Origin of the sequence: Haloferula sargassicola (genome assembly GCF_040362925.1) — a bacterium.
Taxonomy (GTDB): Bacteria; Verrucomicrobiota; Verrucomicrobiia; order Verrucomicrobiales; family Akkermansiaceae; genus Haloferula; species Haloferula sargassicola.
Map to the genome: position 1 here is coordinate 17,421 of NZ_BAABRI010000020.1, position 19,307 is coordinate 36,727.

The 19,307-nt window shown below is 65.2% G+C and carries 18 protein-coding genes; 4 read left to right on the forward strand and 14 right to left on the reverse strand.

Translation table 11 applies throughout. The annotated features are described in order from the left end of the window. Window positions 1–4 precede the first annotated feature (4 nt). Complete coding sequence (locus tag ABXH26_RS16220; RefSeq protein WP_353568143.1) at window positions 5–265, reverse strand: hypothetical protein; 261 nt, start codon at window positions 263–265, stop codon at window positions 5–7. A gap of 286 nt (window positions 266–551) precedes the next feature. Here ABXH26_RS16220 and ABXH26_RS16225 point away from each other — a divergent pair, with 286 nt between their 5' ends. Together ABXH26_RS16225 and rplQ are read left to right on the forward strand one after the other, a co-directional pair. Further along, window positions 552–1,634, forward strand: a complete 1,083-nt coding sequence (locus tag ABXH26_RS16225) for a DNA-directed RNA polymerase subunit alpha (protein ID WP_353568144.1) — start codon at window positions 552–554, stop codon at window positions 1,632–1,634. A gap of 23 nt (window positions 1,635–1,657) precedes the next feature. After that, on the forward strand, window positions 1,658–2,233 hold the full coding sequence (gene rplQ, locus ABXH26_RS16230; RefSeq protein ID WP_353568145.1) for a 50S ribosomal protein L17: 576 nt from the start codon (window positions 1,658–1,660) through the stop codon (window positions 2,231–2,233). A gap of 91 nt (window positions 2,234–2,324) precedes the next feature. Here rplQ and ABXH26_RS16235 read toward each other — a convergent pair whose 3' ends face one another. From ABXH26_RS16235 to ABXH26_RS16285, 11 genes are all read right to left on the reverse strand, one after another. Further along, a complete protein-coding gene (locus ABXH26_RS16235) occupies window positions 2,325–3,902 on the reverse strand; it encodes an autotransporter outer membrane beta-barrel domain-containing protein (RefSeq protein WP_353568146.1) in 1,578 nt (525 codons plus the stop codon). Between the two features lie 247 nt (window positions 3,903–4,149). Then, complete coding sequence (locus tag ABXH26_RS16240; protein WP_353568147.1) at window positions 4,150–4,590, reverse strand: molybdenum cofactor biosynthesis protein MoaE; 441 nt, start codon at window positions 4,588–4,590, stop codon at window positions 4,150–4,152. Between the two features lie 45 nt (window positions 4,591–4,635). Further along, a complete protein-coding gene (locus ABXH26_RS16245; RefSeq protein WP_353568148.1) occupies window positions 4,636–5,454 on the reverse strand; it encodes an NTP transferase domain-containing protein in 819 nt (272 codons plus the stop codon). 84 nt (window positions 5,455–5,538) lie between these two features. Beyond that, entirely contained in the window at window positions 5,539–6,027 is a 489-nt protein-coding gene (moaC, locus tag ABXH26_RS16250) for a cyclic pyranopterin monophosphate synthase MoaC (protein ID WP_353568149.1), read from the reverse strand. A 15-nt stretch (window positions 6,028–6,042) separates the two neighbouring features. After that, window positions 6,043–7,236 (reverse strand): molybdopterin molybdotransferase MoeA, encoded by a 1,194-nt coding sequence (locus tag ABXH26_RS16255; protein ID WP_353568150.1) that lies wholly within the window; start codon window positions 7,234–7,236, stop codon window positions 6,043–6,045. Between the two features lie 32 nt (window positions 7,237–7,268). Next, the gene (locus ABXH26_RS16260; RefSeq protein WP_353568151.1) at window positions 7,269–7,838 is read right to left on the reverse strand and encodes a nucleotidyltransferase family protein; all 570 of its coding nucleotides are present in this window, start codon (window positions 7,836–7,838) and stop codon (window positions 7,269–7,271) included. Next, on the reverse strand, window positions 7,835–8,791 hold the full coding sequence (locus tag ABXH26_RS16265) for an XdhC family protein (RefSeq protein WP_353568152.1): 957 nt from the start codon (window positions 8,789–8,791) through the stop codon (window positions 7,835–7,837). Before ABXH26_RS16265 ends, ABXH26_RS16260 begins: the two co-directional genes overlap by 4 nt. A gap of 8 nt (window positions 8,792–8,799) precedes the next feature. Then, complete coding sequence (locus ABXH26_RS16270; protein WP_353568153.1) at window positions 8,800–11,109, reverse strand: xanthine dehydrogenase family protein molybdopterin-binding subunit; 2,310 nt, start codon at window positions 11,107–11,109, stop codon at window positions 8,800–8,802. Window positions 11,110–11,116: 7 nt separating this feature from the next. Next, complete coding sequence (locus tag ABXH26_RS16275) at window positions 11,117–12,100, reverse strand: FAD binding domain-containing protein (protein ID WP_353568154.1); 984 nt, start codon at window positions 12,098–12,100, stop codon at window positions 11,117–11,119. Window positions 12,101–12,104: 4 nt separating this feature from the next. Continuing rightward, window positions 12,105–12,719 (reverse strand): (2Fe-2S)-binding protein, encoded by a 615-nt coding sequence (locus tag ABXH26_RS16280; RefSeq protein WP_353568155.1) that lies wholly within the window; start codon window positions 12,717–12,719, stop codon window positions 12,105–12,107. An 80-nt stretch (window positions 12,720–12,799) separates the two neighbouring features. Further along, complete coding sequence (locus tag ABXH26_RS16285; RefSeq protein WP_353568156.1) at window positions 12,800–13,297, reverse strand: MOSC domain-containing protein; 498 nt, start codon at window positions 13,295–13,297, stop codon at window positions 12,800–12,802. A gap of 259 nt (window positions 13,298–13,556) precedes the next feature. On the opposite strand from ABXH26_RS16285, the gene ABXH26_RS16290 reads away from it, so the two are divergent. After that, on the forward strand, window positions 13,557–14,990 hold the full coding sequence (locus tag ABXH26_RS16290; RefSeq protein ID WP_353568157.1) for a nitronate monooxygenase: 1,434 nt from the start codon (window positions 13,557–13,559) through the stop codon (window positions 14,988–14,990). On the opposite strand, the gene ABXH26_RS16295 is transcribed toward ABXH26_RS16290, so the two are convergent. Together ABXH26_RS16295 and ABXH26_RS16300 are read right to left on the reverse strand one after the other, a co-directional pair. Beyond that, window positions 14,954–17,218, reverse strand: a complete 2,265-nt coding sequence (locus tag ABXH26_RS16295) for a molybdopterin oxidoreductase family protein (protein WP_353568158.1) — start codon at window positions 17,216–17,218, stop codon at window positions 14,954–14,956. The genes ABXH26_RS16290 and ABXH26_RS16295 overlap by 37 nt on opposite strands. 98 nt (window positions 17,219–17,316) lie before the next feature. Continuing rightward, window positions 17,317–18,057 carry a helix-turn-helix transcriptional regulator gene (locus ABXH26_RS16300; protein WP_353568159.1) on the reverse strand — a complete coding sequence of 247 codons (741 nt, stop codon included), beginning with the start codon at window positions 18,055–18,057 and terminating at the stop codon, window positions 17,317–17,319. 146 nt (window positions 18,058–18,203) lie between these two features. Between ABXH26_RS16300 and ABXH26_RS16305 the strand changes: the two genes are divergently transcribed. Next, window positions 18,204–19,307: a hypothetical protein gene (locus ABXH26_RS16305; protein ID WP_353568160.1), complete on the forward strand. Its 1,104-nt coding sequence runs from the start codon at window positions 18,204–18,206 to the stop codon at window positions 19,305–19,307.

Consider the following 19,307-nt stretch of genomic DNA (forward strand, 5'->3'; position numbering starts at 1 on the left):
ACGGTCAGGACTTCGAGAGGATCTTCTCGATCTTCCGGACTGTCGAGTCGCTGAGTTTTCCTTGCACCCTGCGGGAACGGGAAATGACGTCCTTCACCTCCTCCAAGGCTCCTTCGGCAGCATCCAGTGCTTTCTTTCCGCTGCCGTATTGCTTGTCGGAATAATACTTGGTGAAGGTCGCACCACCACGACTGATGCACAGGCGCCAGCCTTGGAAGGCGGTGTTCTCGTAGGTGAACCGGGTCAGGTTCCGCTTGGATTTCATCGCGGGTGATTGGGTAGAGGACGCGGCTTTCACGCCTTAACGTAACACCCGGGATCCAGAACGCGACTGGATTTTGAAATTCTGTTGGAGCCGCGGGCAGGGGCATTGTTGGAGGCGGGAAAAATCACGCGTAGCGCGGAAAATTTGCTTTGCCAATCCCGAAGACGTCCCCTTTAGTCCCCGCCCGCGCGATCCAACCGAACCGCCGTTGGTCCTCCGGAGGGGGGTGATCCCAGTCATTTCCTCCACTGCGCACCGAAGGGAAACCCGGCACATCGAATCCACCATGTCAACGACCACACTGTCTCGCTTCGAGATCCCGAACCGCCTCGTTCGCAACGAGGAAACCGCCTCCGACGTCTACGCCCAGTTTGTGGCGGAACCCTTCGAACGCGGCTACGGCCACACGCTCGGCAACTCGCTCCGCCGCGTGCTCCTCGGATCCCTCGAAGGCGCCGCCATCACCTCCGTCCGCATCGCGGGCGTGCAGCACGAATTTTCGAGCCTCCCCGGCGTGGTTGAGGATGTCACCGACATCATCCTCAACCTCAAGAAGGTGAAGTTCAAACACCACGACAAGGAAGCCCGCATCCTGAATCTCAAGGTCGAAAAGGAAGGCGTGGTGACCGCCGGTGACATCCAGGAGGACAACCACTACGAGGTCGTCAACAAGGATCAGGTCATCTGCCACCTCGACAAGAAGGTGAAGTTCGACTGCGAATTCGAGGTCCGCGTCGGCCGTGGTTTCTCCACCGGCGATGAAAACAAGCGCAAGGACCAGCCGATCGGCGTCATCGCCATCGACTCGATCTTCTCGCCCGTGACCCGCGTGAAATACGGCGTCGATGCGACCCGCGTGGGTCAGATGACCGACTTCGACAAGCTGGTCCTCGACATTTGGACCGACGGCCGCATCACCCCGCAGGACGCGCTCTTGCAAGCCTCGGCAATCCTCCGCCACCACCTCGACGTGTTCGTCAACTATGATGAGAACGCCGTTTCCTTCGAGGAAGCACCGGCCGAGGCGAGCGAGGAAAACGCCGCGCTCAAGAAACTTCTCAACATGTCGGTGAACGAGATCGAACTCTCGGTCCGCGCCGCCAACTGCCTCAACAACGCGAACATCACGACCGTGGGTCAGCTCGCGATGAAGACCGAGGCGGAAATGCTCAAGTACCGCAACTTCGGCAAGAAGTCGCTCAACGAAATCAAGGACAAGCTGTCCGAACTCGGCCTCGGCCTGGGAATGTCGCTCGATCCGTCGCTGCTCACCGGTCCGGTGGGTGCCGCGCCGGCGCCGCGCCTGGGTGTCGAAGACGAGGCTCCGGTCGGGCTCGCCGACCTGATCGCCCAGAACCTCGACGACTGATAATTTAGGAAGGGAAACACCCGATGAGACACCGTAGCAAAACCGTCAAACTGAAGCGCACCGCCGACCACCGTCGGGCGCTCCTCGCCAATCTGGCCTGCAGCCTGATCGAGCACGGTCGCATCCGCACGACCCTTGCGAAAGCCAAGGCTCTCCGCCCGGTGGCGGAAAAGCTGGTGACGCTCGGCAAGCGGGGTGACCTGCACGCGCGCCGCCAGGCCGTCGCCTTCCTGCGCCACAAGGACGTCGCGAAGAAGCTGTTCGAAGAAGTCGCTCCGCTCGCCGCCAAGCGCGAAGGGGGCTACTGCCGCATCACCAAGCTCGGCGCCCGCATGACCGACGCCGCGCCGATGGCCGTGATCGAGTGGGTCGACCAATCCGCGGAAGCTCCTGCGGAAGACGTCGCCCCGGTGGAAGCCAAGGTTGCCGAAGCGCCGGCCAAGAAGTCCAAGGCCAAGAAGGCCGAGGATGAGGCTCCGGTCGAAGTCGAGGCCGAGGAAGCGCCAGCCAAGAAGCCGAAGGCCAAGAAAAAGGCCGACGAGCCGGCGGAGGACGCTCCCGCCCAGGAGGAAGCGGAGGCCGCCGAGGACAAGGAGTAATCGCTCCGACGCTCGCTCAGAAATTCCAGCGCCCGTGGGTCAGCCCGCGGGCGCTTTTTCGTGTTAGCTGGATCTCGGGCAGCCCTCAATTTCACCGCCGGCGGCGAAGCAGAAATGGAGCCGCAAATGCGAGCAGCATCGGGGGGCCGGGCTCAGGAACAACTCCGGACGGAACACTCCAGAAAAGATCGACGCTGTCGCTGGATACATCGAACCACCAGACCGCCTCGCTGGCGGCGTCGAAGACCTCGCCAGCTTGGATTTGACGTCCGATGTCGCTGCTGAATCCGAGGAGCGAGACCGAGGTGCCGGCGATCGCGTTGGCGGCGATCAGGGTGATCGTTCCGGTTTCGATGGCCTGGGTCACCCGCGAGCCAAGTTGGAGGTCGTAGCCGTCGATCACCAATCCGTCCAGGATCAGCGTGCCGGAAATCGACAAGACCTCGAGTTCCTGGTTGAGGTCGAGAACCGCCCCGGGGCCGCCGACAAAAGCGCCGGAAGCGTGAATCGTGCCGCCGGACTCGAAGGCGGCCAGCGTGCCGCCACTTCGCCACTCGAAGCGGGAGGCATCTCCCTGGTTGGTCAGCGTGCCGCCGACGGCAAGCGAGCCGCCCAGAAGCTGGTAAGTCGAGTAGCCGGAACCCATCCTCACGTCTCCCGTGATGCGGGCCGCACCCTGGGTCTGAACCACGCCGGCTCCTTGGCTCGTGACGAGATTTCCGGCGACGTTTAAATCGGCACCGGAGAGCTGGAGCGAGGTCCCCCATGAATCGACCACCACATTGCCGCCGATCCGGGCCTGTCCTCCGCTGAGGATGGACACGGTGGAGGTGTTGAGGCCGAGATTTCCGTCCGTCGAAAAGCTCCCTCCGGAGAGATGGAAGGTGGAATGGTATCCATTCTGGACTCCGAAGGTGACCGAACCATGGAAATGACTGGAGCCGCCGCTTTGCGAAAAGTGGGCGGCATTCCCGTGGCCGACTTCCAAGGCACCGCCCTCCAAGGTTCCGCCCGTAAGGGTCAGGCTTGAGTTTCCCGCCGAGGAGGAAGCACCGACCTTGATGGTGCCACCCGTGGTACACACTCCTCCCGTCTGGCTGTAAGTAGCGGTCGACTGGTTTCCCACGGTGATCGAGGAGGCCTGAATCGACCCGGCATCAAGAACCACATAGCTTCCGGCAGTGGATGAGCCCTTGCCGATCACGAGATCGTTGGAGGCCACCACGATGCCTCCATCCACCGTCAGGCTGCCGGTGATGGTCTCGCCGACGAAAAGATCGCCACCCACCCGGAGCATTCCTCCATCGGCCTGAACTTCGGAGCCGATCCCTCCCCAGCCGCCGGCGATTTCCATATCCCGGTCCACATCCACAAGGCCACCCTCGATGATCATCGCCCCGCGTGCCAGATCGCCCACGACTAAGTCCTGCCCGATCCGGAGCGAGGCGGCGTCCTCCACCCGAACGTGCGAAGTGCCCGTGTTCCAATCATCCCCCAGGCTCAGGTCGCCCTTGATGTCCACCTCCGCTGCCTCGGAAAGCGTGACGGTGGCGGAGGAAGCGCGGACGTGGCTGTTGGATTTCACGTGCGACCGACCTACAAACTCGATCGAAAAGCCATCCAGATCGTCATGCTGCTGGATCGTGGCTTGGTCCTCACCCGACAGCATGCCGGTCTGGTTCGACCCGGGAAGGCCGGACGACCAGTGCGCGGAAGAGTCGATCGATCCTCCTTGCGAGCCAGCAATCCACACGGTGACTCCTGCGCACGGGGATGCGCAGGAGCCCATGAGGAGGAGACGGAGGGGCAGGAGAACCGAACGGGGGAGTTCGGTGGGGTGCATTAGCGGGGCACCCGGGCTGTTAGTAAAATTTTGCTAAATAATCAATAAATCTTTAATAAAAAAGGCGCAGTCTTCAGGGGGCATGGCCGGAATCCGCACAATGATCGCAACGAACCCAGCCGCTGGTGCCATCGGTGAAGTGTTCCTTTTTCCAAATCGGCACGCGGGATTTCACTTCGTCGATGATGTAGCGGCAGGCCTCAAAGGCGACGTCGCGGTGGTGGGAGGAAACGCAGACGACCACGGCCAGGCCGCCGATTTCGATGGGGCCGGTGCGGTGGGCGCAGACGGCGTGGAGGATGCCGAAGCGCTCGCGGGCTTCGTCGAGGATGCGCTGTCCCTCTTTCTCGGCGAGCGGGGCGTAGGCCTCGTATTCGAGGCGGTCGACCGAGCGGCCCTCGTGGTGATTGCGGACCCAGCCTTCGAAGGAGCAGAAGCCGCCGGCCGCGGGGTCGAGGACGGCGTCGCGGAGGGCTTGCGGGTCGAGGGGGGTGGATTGGAGGGTGAAGGGCATCAGGGCTGCTGGGGTTCACAGGCGGGACGCCTGTGCTCCATTTTTTTATCCGCCGGCGACGGGGGGGATGAAGACGATTTCGTCGTCGGGTTCGATGAGGGTGGACCAGTCGCAGAAGTCGCCGTTTTTCGCGCAGCGTAGGGCGTCGAGTTCGAGCGGGAGGCGGTGGCGGAAACGGAGCTCTTCGTAGAGTCCGCCGGCGGTGCAGGCGAGGGTTTCGACGCTTTCCTCATCGAGTCCGCGGGCTTCGCGGAGCTTGGCGAAGTAGAGGATCTTCACCGGCTTCGATGAGGCACCGTGCCGGAGCTTGGCGAAGGCTTCATCGAGGTCGGCGGGGGTGTTGGCGTTGTCGAGGGCGACGGGGTTGGGGAGTTCGAGGACCGCCGGATCGAGGGCTTCGAGGAAATGGCGGGCGCAGAGCTTCTGGCGGGCGACGACGTCGGCGACGTGTTCCAGCGATCCGGGCTCGAAGATGGCGCACAAGGGCTCGGGTCGGCCGTCGATGCGGTTGGTGAAACAGGTGGCGGTCGCCGAAGGATCGCGTCCGGCGATGAGATGGCGGACGGTTTCCGCGTCGAGGAGGAATAGATCGCAGCCGAGCAGCAGGACGGGCTCGGTCGGGTGCGCGGCGTGGAAGGCCTCGAGCGCGGCGAGCGGGCCGCTGCCGGGGTGGAGGTCGGGCAGGGTCGGGATGCCGTCGGGCGCGAGCTGCGGATCGTTGGTCGAAAGTACGACGTCTTCCGTAACGGAACGGGCGAGGGCGATGAGGTGATCGAGCTGGCGGATGCCGTCGGGACGCTCGATGCCGGCCTTGTCGCGGCCCATGCGACGACTGCGGCCGCCTGCGAGGATGAGGGATTTCATAAACGCTGAAATGCTGAAACGCTGAAAAGCTGAAAGGAGAAGAGCTGGAGACGCGAAAGTGAGCTGGTTCTTGATTTCAGCATCTCAGCTTTTCAGCGTTTCAGCTTTTCCCCCGAAGTCGGACTTGCCGCCGGTTTTTTCCACGAGGCGGACCTGGGTGATGGTAATGGCGGGATCGAGGGCCTTGCACATGTCGTGCAGGGTCAGCGCGGCGATGCTGGCGCCGGTGAGCGCTTCCATTTCGACGCCGGTTTTGCCGGTGGTCCTGGCGGTGCAGCGGATGGTGGCGGTGTGGTCGGTGAAGGTGATGTCGATCTTGACGCTGTCGAGCGGCAGCGGATGGCAGAGCGGGATGAGGTTGCTGGTTTGCTTGGCGCCCATGATGCCGGCAAGGATGGCGGTCTGGAAGACGGGGCCTTTTTTCGAGACGAGATCGGTGCCGTCGAACTGCGCGGCGACGGCTTCGTTGACGTGGACCAAAGCCTCGGCGGTGGCGGCGCGGGGGGTGATGTTTTTCGCCGAGACGTCGACCATGCCGGGCTGGTTGGAGTCGTTGATGTGGGAGAGGGACATGGGAGGTGAAAGGGACTAGGAAAAAGGATAAAGGGGGAAGAAGGAGAGTGGCTGTTGGGTGAAGTCGGAGGAGGGAGGGATTTCGAGGAAACCGGTGAGGCCGGAGATGGAGACGAAGTCGCCGGAATTGCGGGGCGGCAAGGGATTTCCCGCGGCGTCGAGGGCGAGGAACCAGGCGAACTTGGGGAGGGGCTCGGTGTTTTTGGGGAGGAAGCGCTTCGGGTGGTGCGGCTCGCGGCCTTCGCGGCGGATGAGGAAGGGGATGACGTGGCGGGTGAAGGTGGCGAGGACGGAGACCGGGTTGCCGGGGAGGGCGAAGACGGTGGGCGGGCCGGGCCAGAAGGCGAGGGGCTTGCCGGGGCGCTGGCGGACGCCGTGGAAGGCGGGCGGGCCGAGTCTTTCCTCTAACAGCGGGCGGATGAGGTCCTTTTTGCCCTTCGAGATGCCGCCGCAGAGGATGAGGAGGTCGGCGGTGTCGAGGGCTCGGTGGAGAGTGGCGCGGGCGGCTTCGGGTTCGTCGGGGATGTGGTGGGAAACGGCGGCGTGGCCGAGCTGGCGGAGCGCGGCTTCGAGCATCGGGCCGTTGGAGGCGCGGATTTGCCAGGGTTCGGGAGCGGCGTCGGGAGGGACGACTTCGTCGCCGCTGGTGATGAGGGCGATGCGGGGGCGGGCGGCGACTTCGGGGTGGGTCGCGCCGACTGAGGCGGCGATGGCGATTTCGGCGGGGCCGATGAGGCGGCCAGCGGGGATGAGGATGTCGCCGGCTTTGGCGTCGCTGCCGGTGGGGTGGATGAATTGGCCGGGATGGTAGGCGGCTTGGATCTGGGTTTGCGGCGGGCCGCCGCTACCACGGCCTGCGGCGGGCCGCCGCAGCCACTCAAGGTCCTCGTAGGGGATGACGGTGTCGCAGTCGGCGGGGACGCTGGCGCCGGTCATGATTTCCCAGGCGTGGTTGGGCTGAAGGGGAGCTGGGGGAGGATCGCCGGCGGCGTGGAGGCCTTGGATGGCGAGCGGCTGGGCGCTGGAGGAGTGGAAGGCGATCCCGTCCATCATCGAACGCGGGTAGGGCGGGAGGTCGCGATCGGCGAGGATGGGGGCGGCGAGGGTGCGGCCGAGGGCCTCGGCCAAGGGCACGCGCTCGGCCGTGACCGCGGGGACGGCGGCGGTGATGAGGGCGTCGGCTTCGGCGGTGGAGATGAGGCGATCCACGGGCGGAGTGTGTCGGCGCGGGAGGCGTTCGCTCAAGCTCCTTCCAGACGCTTGAGGTCGTCCTCGGTGTCGAGGTCGAGGGCACCTTCCGGGGCCGGGATTTCGTGGATGGACTCCGCGCCGCGCAGCAGGTGGCGGGCGCCGGCATCACCTTGCAGGGCGGTGAGCTGGGAAAAGGACTCGCGCGGGAAGACGGCGGGACAACTACGGTGGTCGTCGTAGATCGTGGCGACCGGCGGGGTGGCTTCGCGGAGCTTGCGGTAGTGGTCGGTGGTGAGGCGGGGTTGGTCGCAGAGGGCGACGAGTGTGGCCTCGGCCTCGGGGTGGTCGGCGACGAGGGCCTGTGATCCGGCGGCGAGCGAGCTGCCCATGCCCTCGCGCCAGCTCAGGTGGTGGACGATTTCGACGGGGGCGTCTTCGAGGACCTTGCGGCAGGCATCGGCGCTGGCGCCGAGGACGACGAGGATGGGTGAAAAGCCGGCCTCGTCGATCTTGCGGACGGTCGAGGCGAGGAGCGCTTCGCCTTCGTGGACGACGAGTTGCTTGGGTCGCCCGAGGCGCGAGGATCCGCCGGCGGCGAGGACGATGGCGGCGGTTTTCATGCGGGAACCTCGGTGCGGCCGTGGATGGGCGCGCTGCCTTCGGAGAGCGGTCGGGCCTCGCGACCGGCGAGGGCGGCCTGGACTTCGGAGCAGATGGAAAGCGCGATGTCCTCGGGGTTTTCGCCGCCGAGGTCGAGGCCGATCGGGGTGCGGACGGCGTCGAGGACGTCGATGAGATCGGGCGACTGCGAAACGAGCTCGTTGAGGATGGACGAGCCCCGGCGACGGCTGCCGAGCAGGCCGAGGTAGGGCGGCGCGGCGGCGAGGAATTGGGTGAGCCAGGCGACGTCGCGACCGAACTTGTGGGTCATGACGATGACCGCGGTGCGGGCGTCGATCTCGATCTCGGACTGGCCGGGTTCGCCGCGGAGGAGGTCGGCCTGCGGGTCGGGCGGGACGTCATCGTGAGCGAGAAGATAGGTGAAATCCCATCCGAGCGCGGTGGCGAGCCGGGCGAGCGGGAGGGCATCGGTGCCGGCACCGGCGACGAGGAGTCGGATGGGCGGATCGACGCTCTCCACGAAGCAATCGGCGCCGCTTTCGCCCTCGCACAGGATGCGTGTTGGAAGTGAGGAGGAAGCCTGGAGCGGCGTGGCGAGCTGGAAAGATTTCCGCGCGGCGGCGAGCCGGCCGGCTTCGATGAGCGCGGCGGGGAAGGGCTCGATGAGGATGACGATGGTGCCATCGCAGCCGTAGTGGCGGCGGGTGTCGAACTCGAGCAGCGCGGCTCGGCCGGTGGCGATGACCTCGCTCGCGCGGCGGGCGATTTCCGGCTCAAGGCATCCGCCGCTGAGACAACCGCGCAGGCGACCGTCGTCGGAGATGAGCATGCGCGCGCCGGGCCGACGCAAGGCGCTGCCGGTGACCTGCACCAGCGTGGCGAGGGCCCAGCGGTCGGTTTCGCCGGACAACTCCGCGGCCTGGCGCAAGATGGAGGACGTGTGGCTCGCCATATCTTGATTCAAGCCTCGTCGAGCAGCTTTTCAAGCCTGAGGGGCAGATCGCGGACGCGGATGCCGGTGGCATTGTAAACGGCGTTGGCGATGGCGGCATTGATGCCAACGATGCCGAGTTCGCCGATGCCCTTGGTGCCGAGCGGATTGGCGACGGTGTCCTTTTCGTCGAGGAACTCCGACTCGATCTCCATCGCATCGGCGTGGCAGGCGATGAGGTATTCGGCGATGTCCTTGTTCACCCAGGTTCCGCGCTTGGTGTCGGCCATCGTTTCCTCCAGCAATCCCGCACCGAGGCCCCAGATCATGCCACCGATCATCTGCGAGCGGGCGGTGAGCGGATTGACGATGGTGCCGGCCGCATAGACGCCGAGCATGCGCGGGACGCGGATGGTGCGGGTGAGCTTGTCGACGCGGACCTCGACGAAGTGCGCGCCCCAGGAGGCGACGGTGTGGTCGTCGAAATGGAAGCCATTGAGCACCGGCTTGCCCTTCATGAAACCCATCAAGCCCTTGGTGCCCATGCCGGGCGCGGGGTTGTTGGCGCGAACGAGAACGGTGGTCTCGCCGGCGGCTTCGAGGATCTTGGCGATTTCGACCGAGGTGCCGGACTTGGTGACGAGCTTCGCTCCCTCGACCTTGAGGTCTTTCCTTTCCTCCTCGGAAAACGGCGGCGTCTCCATCTTGGCGGACAGCTCGCCGAGGCGTTCGGCCATGCTACGGGAAGCCTGGTAGATGGAGCGGGAGATGGACGGCGTGGTCGCCGAGCCACCGGCCAACGCGCCGGCGGGCAGGTCGGAATCGCCGATGGAAACGGTGATCTTCGAGAGCGGGACGCCGAGGCATTCGGAAGCGACCTGGCCGACGACGGTCCACTGGCCGGTGCCGAGATCGTGGGCGGCGGTGGAGATCTTCACGTGGCCTTCGTAGTCGTATTCGAGCTCGATGAAGGACACGGAGATGTTCGTCGGATAGAGCGCGGTGGCGACGCCGTAGCCGACCCAGGCACCGTCTTTCTCGACGGACTTGGGTTGCTTCGGTCGATCGGACCAGCCGAACTTGTCGCGGCCGCGTTCGAGGCACTGGACGAGCATGCGACTGGAGTAGGGCAGGTTTTTCACCGGGTCCTTGTCCGGCTCGTTCATGATGCGGAACTCGACGGGGTCGATGCCGGCCTTTTCCGCGAGCTCGTCCATGGCGACTTCGAGCGGAAACATGCCGGGCGTCTCGGCAGGGGCGCGCATGAAGCCCGGGCTCGGGCAGTCGGCTCGGGTGAGGCGGACTTTTCCGAGAATGTTCGGGCAGGCGTAGATGCGGGTGACCGGCTCGGCGCTGTTCATGTGGACCGGGTCGAAGCGCGAGGTGAGCTGCTCGTCGGTGATGCGCAGGACGGTGAGCTTGCCCTCGGCATCGCAGCCGAGGGTGAAGTCGAACTTCGCGGGCGAGCGGAAGCTGCCCATGGTCGGATGCTGCTCGCGGCCGAGCGCGACCTTGAGGGGTCGGCCGAGCTGGCGGGAGACGGCGCAGTTCATCGCGAGGTGCGGCGTGACGGTCGCCTTGCAGCCGAAGGCGCCGCCGACGAAGGGGGAGATGACATGGACGTTCATGGGCTCGATGCCCATGGCCTCGGCGATGCCGTTCTGCATGCCGACGAGGAACTGTGACGGCTCATAAACGGTGAGTCTCGGGCCGTCCCAGGCGACTGTCGTCGAGTAGGTCTCCATCGGATGATGGTGCTGGGTCGGCGTGGTGTAGGTGCCTTGGACGAGGTGCGCGGCGTTCTTTTCCGCGGCATCGGCATCTCCGATCTGAATGTCTTCGTAGTCGGGATTCGCCTCGCCGTAGGGGATGGACTCGGCGTTGTCCGCGCCGAGGGTGAGAGCGCCGCTACGGAGGTCGTCGTACTTGATCTCGAGACGTCGCGCGCCTTCCTCGGCAGCTTCAAGCGTCTCGGCGACGACAAGGGCGACGGGCATGCCGTGGTAGAGGACCTCGGGGCTTTGCAGGATCATCTTCGACTGCTGCGCGGTGCCGCCGGCGGCGAAGGGTTTGAGATCGGCCATTTCCGGCGCGTTCTCGTGGGTGAACACGCGGAGGACGCCCGGGATTTCGAGCACGGGCGCGGTGTCGATCGAGGTGATGGTTCCCATGGAAATGGGAGCGGTGACGTAGCTGCCGAAGACCATGTTAGGCAGCACGTGGTCGGCGGCGTAGCGGGCACCGCCGGTGACCTTGGCGAGGCCGTCGATGCGCTTGGCCGGCTTGCCGAGGCCTTGGGAGGTTTCGCCTTTGCGGGCGGTGATGGAAAGTTGGCTCATGGGAGAATCAGGCTCGGGTGGCGGCGACGGTGAGGGCTTTCTCCAAGGTGCGCTGGAGCAGCGGGACCTTGTAGGCGTTGTGCTCGAAGGTGCGCGCTCCGGCGACGGCGGCTTTTCCCGCGGCCTGGAGGGTTTCGGTGTTGAGGGGATTGCCGATGATCACCTTTTCGACCTCGCTGGCGCGCCAGGGCTTGGTGGCGACGCCGCCGAAGGCGACGCGGGCGTCCTTGACGGTGTCGCCCTCGAACTCGATCGCGACGGCAGCGCTGGCGAGGGCGAACTGGTAGGAGGCTCGGTCGCGGACCTTTTCGTAGGTCGAGGCGCTGGCGTAGGGGAGTTCGGGGAAAGAGATGGCCTCGATGAGTTCGCCGGGCTTGAGGGCAAATTCCTTGTGTGGCGTGTCGCCGGGCAGCAGGTGGAAATCGGCGAAGGGGATTTCGCGCGTCCCGCCGGATCGCTGGCGGGTGTGGACGGTGGCGTCGAGCGCGATCATGGCGACGCAGAAGTCGGACGGATGGAAGGCGATGCAGTGATCGCTGGTGCCGAGGATGGCGTGGCCGCGGTTTTCGCCATCAATGGCGGCGCAACCGGAGCCGGGCTCGCGCTTATTGCAGGGCGAGTGGTTGTCGCGGAAGTAGCTGCACCGAACGCGTTGGAGCAGGTTGCCGCCGAGGGTGGCCATGTTGCGGATCTGGGCCGAAGCGGCGAGGGCCAGCGACTCGGTGACCAGCGGATAGTTCTTTTTCAGAAACGAATCGGCGGCGGCCTGCGCCATGGTGACCTGCGCGCCGAGGCGGACACGGCCGTCGTTTTGGGAAATCGCGGTGTTGGATAGTCCTGCGACATCGACCACGTGGGTCGGCGTGAGCACGTGAAGCTTGGCGAGGTCGAGGAGCGTGGTGCCGCCGGCGAGGTAGGCGGAGTTTTCGCCGCCGAAGGATTCGAGCGCGGCGGTGGCATTGTCGGCGGAGTCGAGCGTGAAGGGGATCATGGCTTCAGTCGGTTTTGACTTTCGATTTCGCCTCCTCGACCGCGGCGAGGATGTTCGGGTAGGCGGCGCAGCGACAGAGATTGCCGGACATCGACTCGCGGATCTCGTCGGCGCTGCCGGTGTGGCCTTCGTGGATGCAGCCGACGGCCGACATGATCTGGCCGCTGGTGCAGAAGCCGCACTGGAAGGCGTCGTGGTCAATGAAGGCCTCCTGCACCGGATGCAGCTCGTCATCGACGGTGTCGGCGAGCCCTTCGATGGTGGTGATCTTTTTCCCGACGCAACGGGCGGCGAGGGTGAGGCAGGAGAGGACGCGCTGGCCATCGACGAGGACGGTGCATGCGCCGCATTGGCCGTGGTTGCAGCCTTTCTTGGTGCCGGTGAGGCCGACGACTTCACGCAGGGCATCGAGCAGGGTGACGCGTGGCTCAAGCGAGAGATGATAGGCCTCGCCATTGACGGTGAGGGCGAGCGGTCGTCGGTCGCGCGGGCTTCGGGTTGGCATCGGCTTTTCAGCCGCATGGAGCGTGCCCAGGCCGGAAGCGGCGGAGCCGAGCATCGTCCGTTTCATGAACGAACGGCGGCCGAGGCCGCGGGATGAAGAGGAGTCGGGAGTCATGGCGGGAGATTCGAGACGAATCCTCACCGCTGGCGCACGTCATGGAGTGGCGCAAACGAAAGCTGGCTTTCGTGCGCGATTCAACGCGAGTCGGCGAAATGCCCGATGGTGGCGGGGCCGACTTTCAGCGTGCCCGAGCGGAGAATGCGGCACCGCAGGCCGCCGCGGCCTCTCATGAGGGCTTCGGTGCCGGGTTTGCCGCAGGCCTGGTCCATCCAGTAGCAGGGGCTGCACTCCTGCGTGCCTTCTAACAGAATGCCGTTCAGTTCGAAACGCTGGCCGACGAGGGAGTTGAGGTCGACACCGGAGATGACGACGTTTCGCCGGAAGGCGGCGGCGGGGAGGTCGGGCCTATCGGCGTGGGCGCGGATGGCATCGACCACGGCGAGGTCGATGAAGGTGACCTGGCCCTTGTAGTCGTTCTTGAAATCGAAGAAGCGGTCGCCGGGGATGCCGCGGCCGGCGACGAGTTCGAGCGAGTCGTGCTCGACGATGGCGTGCTCGCCGGGCGGCTTTTCGTGATGGCCGAAGTAGTTGTGTCCCGGCGAGGTGTAGAGGTGGTGGATCGTCGCGGTCACGGGGTGAAGGAAGCAGATTTTGAGGGGGTTGGGTAGGGTCGGATTCTCGGAACCGCAGATGAACGCGGATGGACGCAGATGTTTTGAGTTTTTGGAGACAGCTCCACCCGGAATTTCCGATCTTCGTTCATCGGCGTCCATCTGCGGTTTCCTCCCTGCGCACGGGTTGCGGAAGTCGGCGCGGGGCTTGCGGAGGCGGGGGAATGGGCTTCTCGGGCGGCGGGAGGGTCCGGAGGATGCGCAGGCACGCATTTCTGACATGGAACTTCCACGCATCATCCAAGGAGGCATGGGCCTCGGTATCTCGAACTGGCGGCTGGCGAAGGCGGTCGCGTCGCTGGGCCAGCTCGGCGTGGTGTCGGGCACGGCGATCGACCTGATCCTGACGCGACGCCTGCAGGCGGGCGATCCGGGCGGGCACATGCGGCGGGCGCTGGCGGCCTTTCCCGGCAGGCAGATGGCGAAGCGGGTGATCGATCGCTACTTCGTCGAGGGAGGAAAACCGGAGGACGCTCCGTTTGCGGCGAAGCCGATGGTCGGCGACAAGCAAAGCGCGGCGCTGGAGGAGCTGATGGTGGTGGCGAACTTCGCGGAGGTCTATCTGGCGAAGGAAGGTCACGACGGCATGGTGGGCATCAATTTCCTGCATAAGATCCAGACGCCGATGCTGCCGTCGCTGCTCGGCGCAATGCTGGCGGGCGTGAGCGTGGTGCTGATCGGGGCGGGGATTCCGCTGGAAATCCCGGAGATTCTCGACCGGCTCGCGGCCTGGGAGCCGGCGGAGTTCAGCCTGCACGTGACCGGCGCGAGCGAGGGGCATGCGATGCGTTTCGATCCGAAGTCGATGTTTCCCGGCGAGCGGCCGGAGCTGGTGCGGCCGATGTTTTTCCCGATCGTGTCGTCGGTGACGCTGGCGACGATGCTGGTGAAGAAGAGCAAGGGCGAGGTGAACGGCTTGGTGGTGGAGGATCCGACGGCGGGCGGTCACAACGCGCCGCCGCGCGGGGCGCTGAAGTTGAATGAGGCGGGCGAGCCGGTTTATGGACCGCGCGACGAGGTCGATCCGGCGGCGATCCAGGCGCTGGGGCTGCCGTTCTGGCTGGCGGGATCGAATGGCAGCCCGGAGAAGCTGCAGGAGGCGCTGGAGGCGGGTGCGAATGGCGTGCAGGTGGGGAGTTTGTTCGCGTTTTGCGAGGAATCGGGGCTGCGGGACGACTTGAAGCGGGAAGCGATCGAGACGGCGAAACGCGGGGAGTCGGAGGTGTTCCGGGACCCGTCCGCGTCGCCGACCGGGTTTCCTTTTCAGGTGCTGACGGCGGTAGGGACGCTGTCGGAACCCGAAATCTACGGTAAACGTCGTAGGATGTGCGATCTCGGTTACCTGCGCGAGGCGTATGAGAAGGAAGACGGATCGGTGGGCTGGCGTTGTCCGGCGGAGCGGCCGGAGGATTTCGTGAAAAAGGGCGGGAAGGAAGAAGAGACGCCGGGGCGGAAGTGCCTGTGCAACAGTCTGATGGCGAACCTCGGGCTGGGGCAGGTGCGGGGCGGGGAGGTCGAGCAGCCGCTGTTGACCTGCGGGAAGGATTTGTCGGGGATCGGAAAGTTGCTGGGGCCCGAAGGGCTCTCGTACTCGGCCGCCGACGTTATGGCTTATCTTCAGAGCGGTGTGAGGGAAACGGCGCAGGCCTTGTAGTTGGGCTGGCGCGAATGGGGGTCGAAGGAGGGGTGGGTGAGGCGGTTGACCTCGGGGTAGTGCATGGGGACGAAGACGTTGCCCGGCTGGACGGTGGGGGCGAGGTAGGCGGTGGCGGTCATTTCGCCGCGGCTGGAGCGGATGAGGACCTGTTGTCCGGAGGCGATGCCGAGGCGGCGGGCGTCGCGGGGGTGAATCTCGATGTAGGCGGCTGCGGGGGCGAGCTTGCGGAGGATGTCGGACTTGGCGGTGCGCGACTGGGTGTGCCACTGGGAGCTGGAGCCGCGGCCGGTGAGGAGGAGGAAGGGGTAGTCGTCGCAGGGCGGCTCGGGGAGGGGGGCGGGGTTGGAGAAGAGGATGCGGGCTTTGCCACTGGGAGTGTAGTAGATGCCGTCTTCGAAGAGGCGGCGCTCGGGAGATGGTCGATTGGAGATTGAAGATTGCCGATTGATGTCGGCGGGGCGGGTTTCTTGCGGGGAATCGGCAATCTTCAATCGACAATCGGAAATCGGATAGGGCCATTGGATGCCGCCGGATTGGTCGAGGTGGTCGTAGCTTTCGATGCCCGTGATGTCGCAGGGGCGGTCGGCGGTGAGGTCGCGGAGGAGTTTGAAAGCAGACTCGGGGTCGGTCCACTGCTCGAAGAGCCGGCCGCAGCCCCAGGCGTTGGCGAGGAGGCGGAAGATGCGGAAGTCGGAGAGGGCCTGGCCGGGCGCTTTTTTGACGGGCTTGAGGGTGCCGATGCGGCGCTCGGAGTTGATGAAGGTGCCGCTTTTCTCGCCCCAACCGGCGGCGGGGAGGAAAAGGTCGGCGGCGCGGGCGGTCTCGGTGGTGGGATACATGTCCTGGACGACCAGGAACTCGAGTTTGTCGCGCAGGGCTTCGAGGCGGCCGCTGTCGATCCACGAGTGGAAGGGATTGGTGGCGACGACCCACAGGCCCTTGATTTCGCCGCGCTCGGCGGCGGCGAGGATTTCGTCGTAGGCGAGCGAGCGCTCCTTCGGGATGCAGTCGAGCGGGAGGCCGAGGCCTTCGGCAACTTTGCGGCGGTGGTCGGCATTGGCGAAATCGTGGCCCCCTACGAGGGACGTCGTATTGGAGAAAAGCCGGGAGCCCATGGCGTTGCACTGGCCGGTGACGGAGTTCGGGCCGGTGCCGGGTTTGCCGATGTTGCCGGTGATGAGGCAGAGGTTGATGATCGCCTGGGCGGCGCGGACGCCTTCGTGGGACTGGTTGATGCCCATGGTCCACCACCAGGAAACGCGCTTGCCGGGCTCGGAGACGTCGCGGGCGAGGGCCTCGATGATTTCCGCGGGGAGGCCGGTTTTTCCGACGGCGGACTCGGGCGTGTGGTCTTTCACGAACTCGGCGAACTTGTCGAAGCCCTCGCTGCGGGCGATCGAGGCGGGGTCGATGCGGCCATCGCGGAGGATGCAGTGGGCGAGCGCGTAGTAGAGGGCGAGGTCGCCTTTCGGCTTGAGCTGGACGTGATGGGTGGCGGCCTGAGAGGTCTCGGTCGAGCGTGGGTCGATGACGATGATCTTCGGCGAGCGGCGGTTCCGCATGATGCGCTGCCATAGGATGGGGTGGGCGATGCAGAGATTCGAGCCGACCAGCACGATGACGTCGCTTTCCTCGAAGTCGGCGTAGGTCGCGGGCGGGGCGTCGAAGCCGAAGGACTGCTTGTAGGCGGTGACGGCGGTGGCCATGCACTGGCGCGTGTTGGCATCGCCGTGGAGGAAGCCCATGCCGAACTTCCAAAGGCAGCCGAGGAAGGCCATTTCCTCGAGCGGCGTCTGGCCGGTGGAAAGAAAGGCGGCGGCTTCGTGGCCGTGGGCTTCCTGGATGGCGCGGAAGCGGGAAACGAAGGTGTCGAGGGCGGTCGGCCAGTCGATCGGGTGGAGATTTCCATCGGCCCCGCGGAGCAAGGGCGTGGTGCCGCGGTCGGGGGCGTCGAGCGGGTCGAGCGCCTGCCAGCCTTTCGGGCAGGCCATGCCTTGGTTGACCGGGTAGCCAGCTTGAGGGCTGAGGTTGATGGCCTGGCCGTTCTCGTCGAGGTGGATCTTGAGCTGGCAGCCGGTGGCGCAGTAGCCGCAGATCGAGGTGATCGTGGAGGCGGGCTTGAGGCGCGCGGGGACCTTGCCGAGGCCGAAATCGCCGGGAGTCTGGATGAGCTCGGCGGTCAGGGGTCCGGTGGATTTTTTAAGAAGGGAGATGAAGCGGGCCACGCTCTCGTGGGAGCAGGCCGCATGCGGTTAGAGCCGCGAACCGGGGAGTCGATCCCAAGATTCAGTCATGGTCCGGATGACCGGGCTTCATGTCTTGCTCAACCCATGTGACCCTGGCGGAATTCGCGCGGTGTCATCCCGATGCGTTTCCGAAACTGCAGGGTGAACGCGCTCTGGTCGCAAAAGCCGTGATGGACGGCGATTTCCACGATGGGTTGCGAGCTCGTCGCCAGCGCCTCGGCGGCCGATTGGATCCGCGTGCGCAGGAGAAGTTCGTAGGGACTGACGCCCAGGGCCGAATCCAGGATCCGGCATAGCTGGCGTTCCGAAACGCCGACATGCACGGCGAGCTCCGCGGTGGTCGCCGTCCGGTGGCAGTGACGGCGGGCGAAATCGATCGCCGTTCTGACCTCCACCACATCGCGGTGATGCATGCGTTTTTCGTCCCGGCGGACGACGCCCATCACGCCGATCACGTGTCGGTTTTTGTCAAAAACCGGGAGTTTGGTGGTGAGAAACCAGTCCAGGCCATGTTGCTCGTCGTAGAACAGCTCCAACCGGTTCACCAGGGGAAGGCCGCTTTCGATCACCTTCAGGTCGTCCTCACGGTAGGCCTTGGCGATCTCGGGCGGGACGAAGTCGATATCCGTGGCACCGACTAGTTCGCTCTCGGCTTTGACCCCGTAGCGCAGGGCGGTGGCTTGGTTGGCGGCGATGAACCTTCCCTGGCAGTCCTTCATGAAAAAAAAGACGCCCGGGACGTGTTCGAACACCGTTCGGACCGCCTGGGGATCCAGGATGCGGGCAAAGAAATCCCTCTGGAGCTGGTCAACGGGCATGGCGGGATTTCAACAGCTTTTGGCGGGCTTTCACCAGACATTTGGAGCCCGCTGAGGCAGGGTCACCGACGATACGCCAAAAACCCTGTCGTTTCCGCATCCTGCTCCGGGGTGGCTGAAATGGAACGACCTGGCGTCGAAGACCCATGCTCGAATCCATCCACGGAGAAGCCAGTTGGACGCTTGCCCATGATCGGGTGAAGCTGGCGGTTTCGTGTCGGGCCGGGCACCTGGCGCCGGTGGAATTTCAACTGGGATTGCGGACGGTTTCGCCCTACGCGCTGGCTCCTTGGAGTGCGGCGGAGGCCGACCCTTCGCTTCCTGATTTGTTGAAGGTGCTGAGAGGGGATTTCTTCTGCTTCCCTTTCGGTCCGCAGGCCGAGGCGCCTCCCCACGGAGCCTCGGCCAACCACAATTGGTCGCTGGTGGACCGTGGAAAAGATCGACTCCACCTCGCCCTGGACGACCCCGATAGCGGCGGTCGGGTGGAGAAGATCGTATCCCTCCGGGAGGGCGAAACCGCGGTCTACGTCGAGCACCGCATCACGGGCGTGGAGGGTCGCTACAGCTACGGTAACCATCCGATTCTCGACTTCTCCCAGCTGAGCGACGGAGAGGGCCGGGTCAGCCTGTCACCCTTCCGCTGGGCTTCGGTGTATCCGGGGCGGTTCTCGGATCCGTCTCGGCTGGAGGCCGGGGCGCTCATGCCGGGCGGCCGCTTCGTCGATCTCCGTGAGGTGCCCCTTGCAGGGGGCGGCACGACCGATCTGACCCGGTATCCGGCGCGCGAGGGTTTCGACGATCTGGTGATGATGGTTTCAAGCCCCAACGCCGAGAAGCAGCTCTTCGCCTGGTCGGCGGCGGTGATGGATGGCTACCTGTGGTTTTCCCTGAAGAATCCCGCCGATTTTCCCGCGACCCTGCTCTGGATCTCAAATGGCGGCCGCCACGCCCCGCCTTGGAATGGTCGCCATCTTGCCCGGATGGGCATCGAGGAGGTGTGTTCGCATTTTTCGGACGGAGTCGATGTTTCGCGCGGCGATCTCCTGGCAGAGGAATCGATCCCCACGACCCGATGGTTCGACCGCGATCAGGAGGTCCAACTGAGGATCGTGCAGGGAGTGGCCGCGACAGCTGAGAAATTCGGCGTGGTCGCCTCCATCGTCCCGGATGGACCGCAAAGGGTGATCATCTCCGATGATGCCGGACTCACTCTGCGGGTGCCGGTCGATTGGCGATATGTCTTCTGA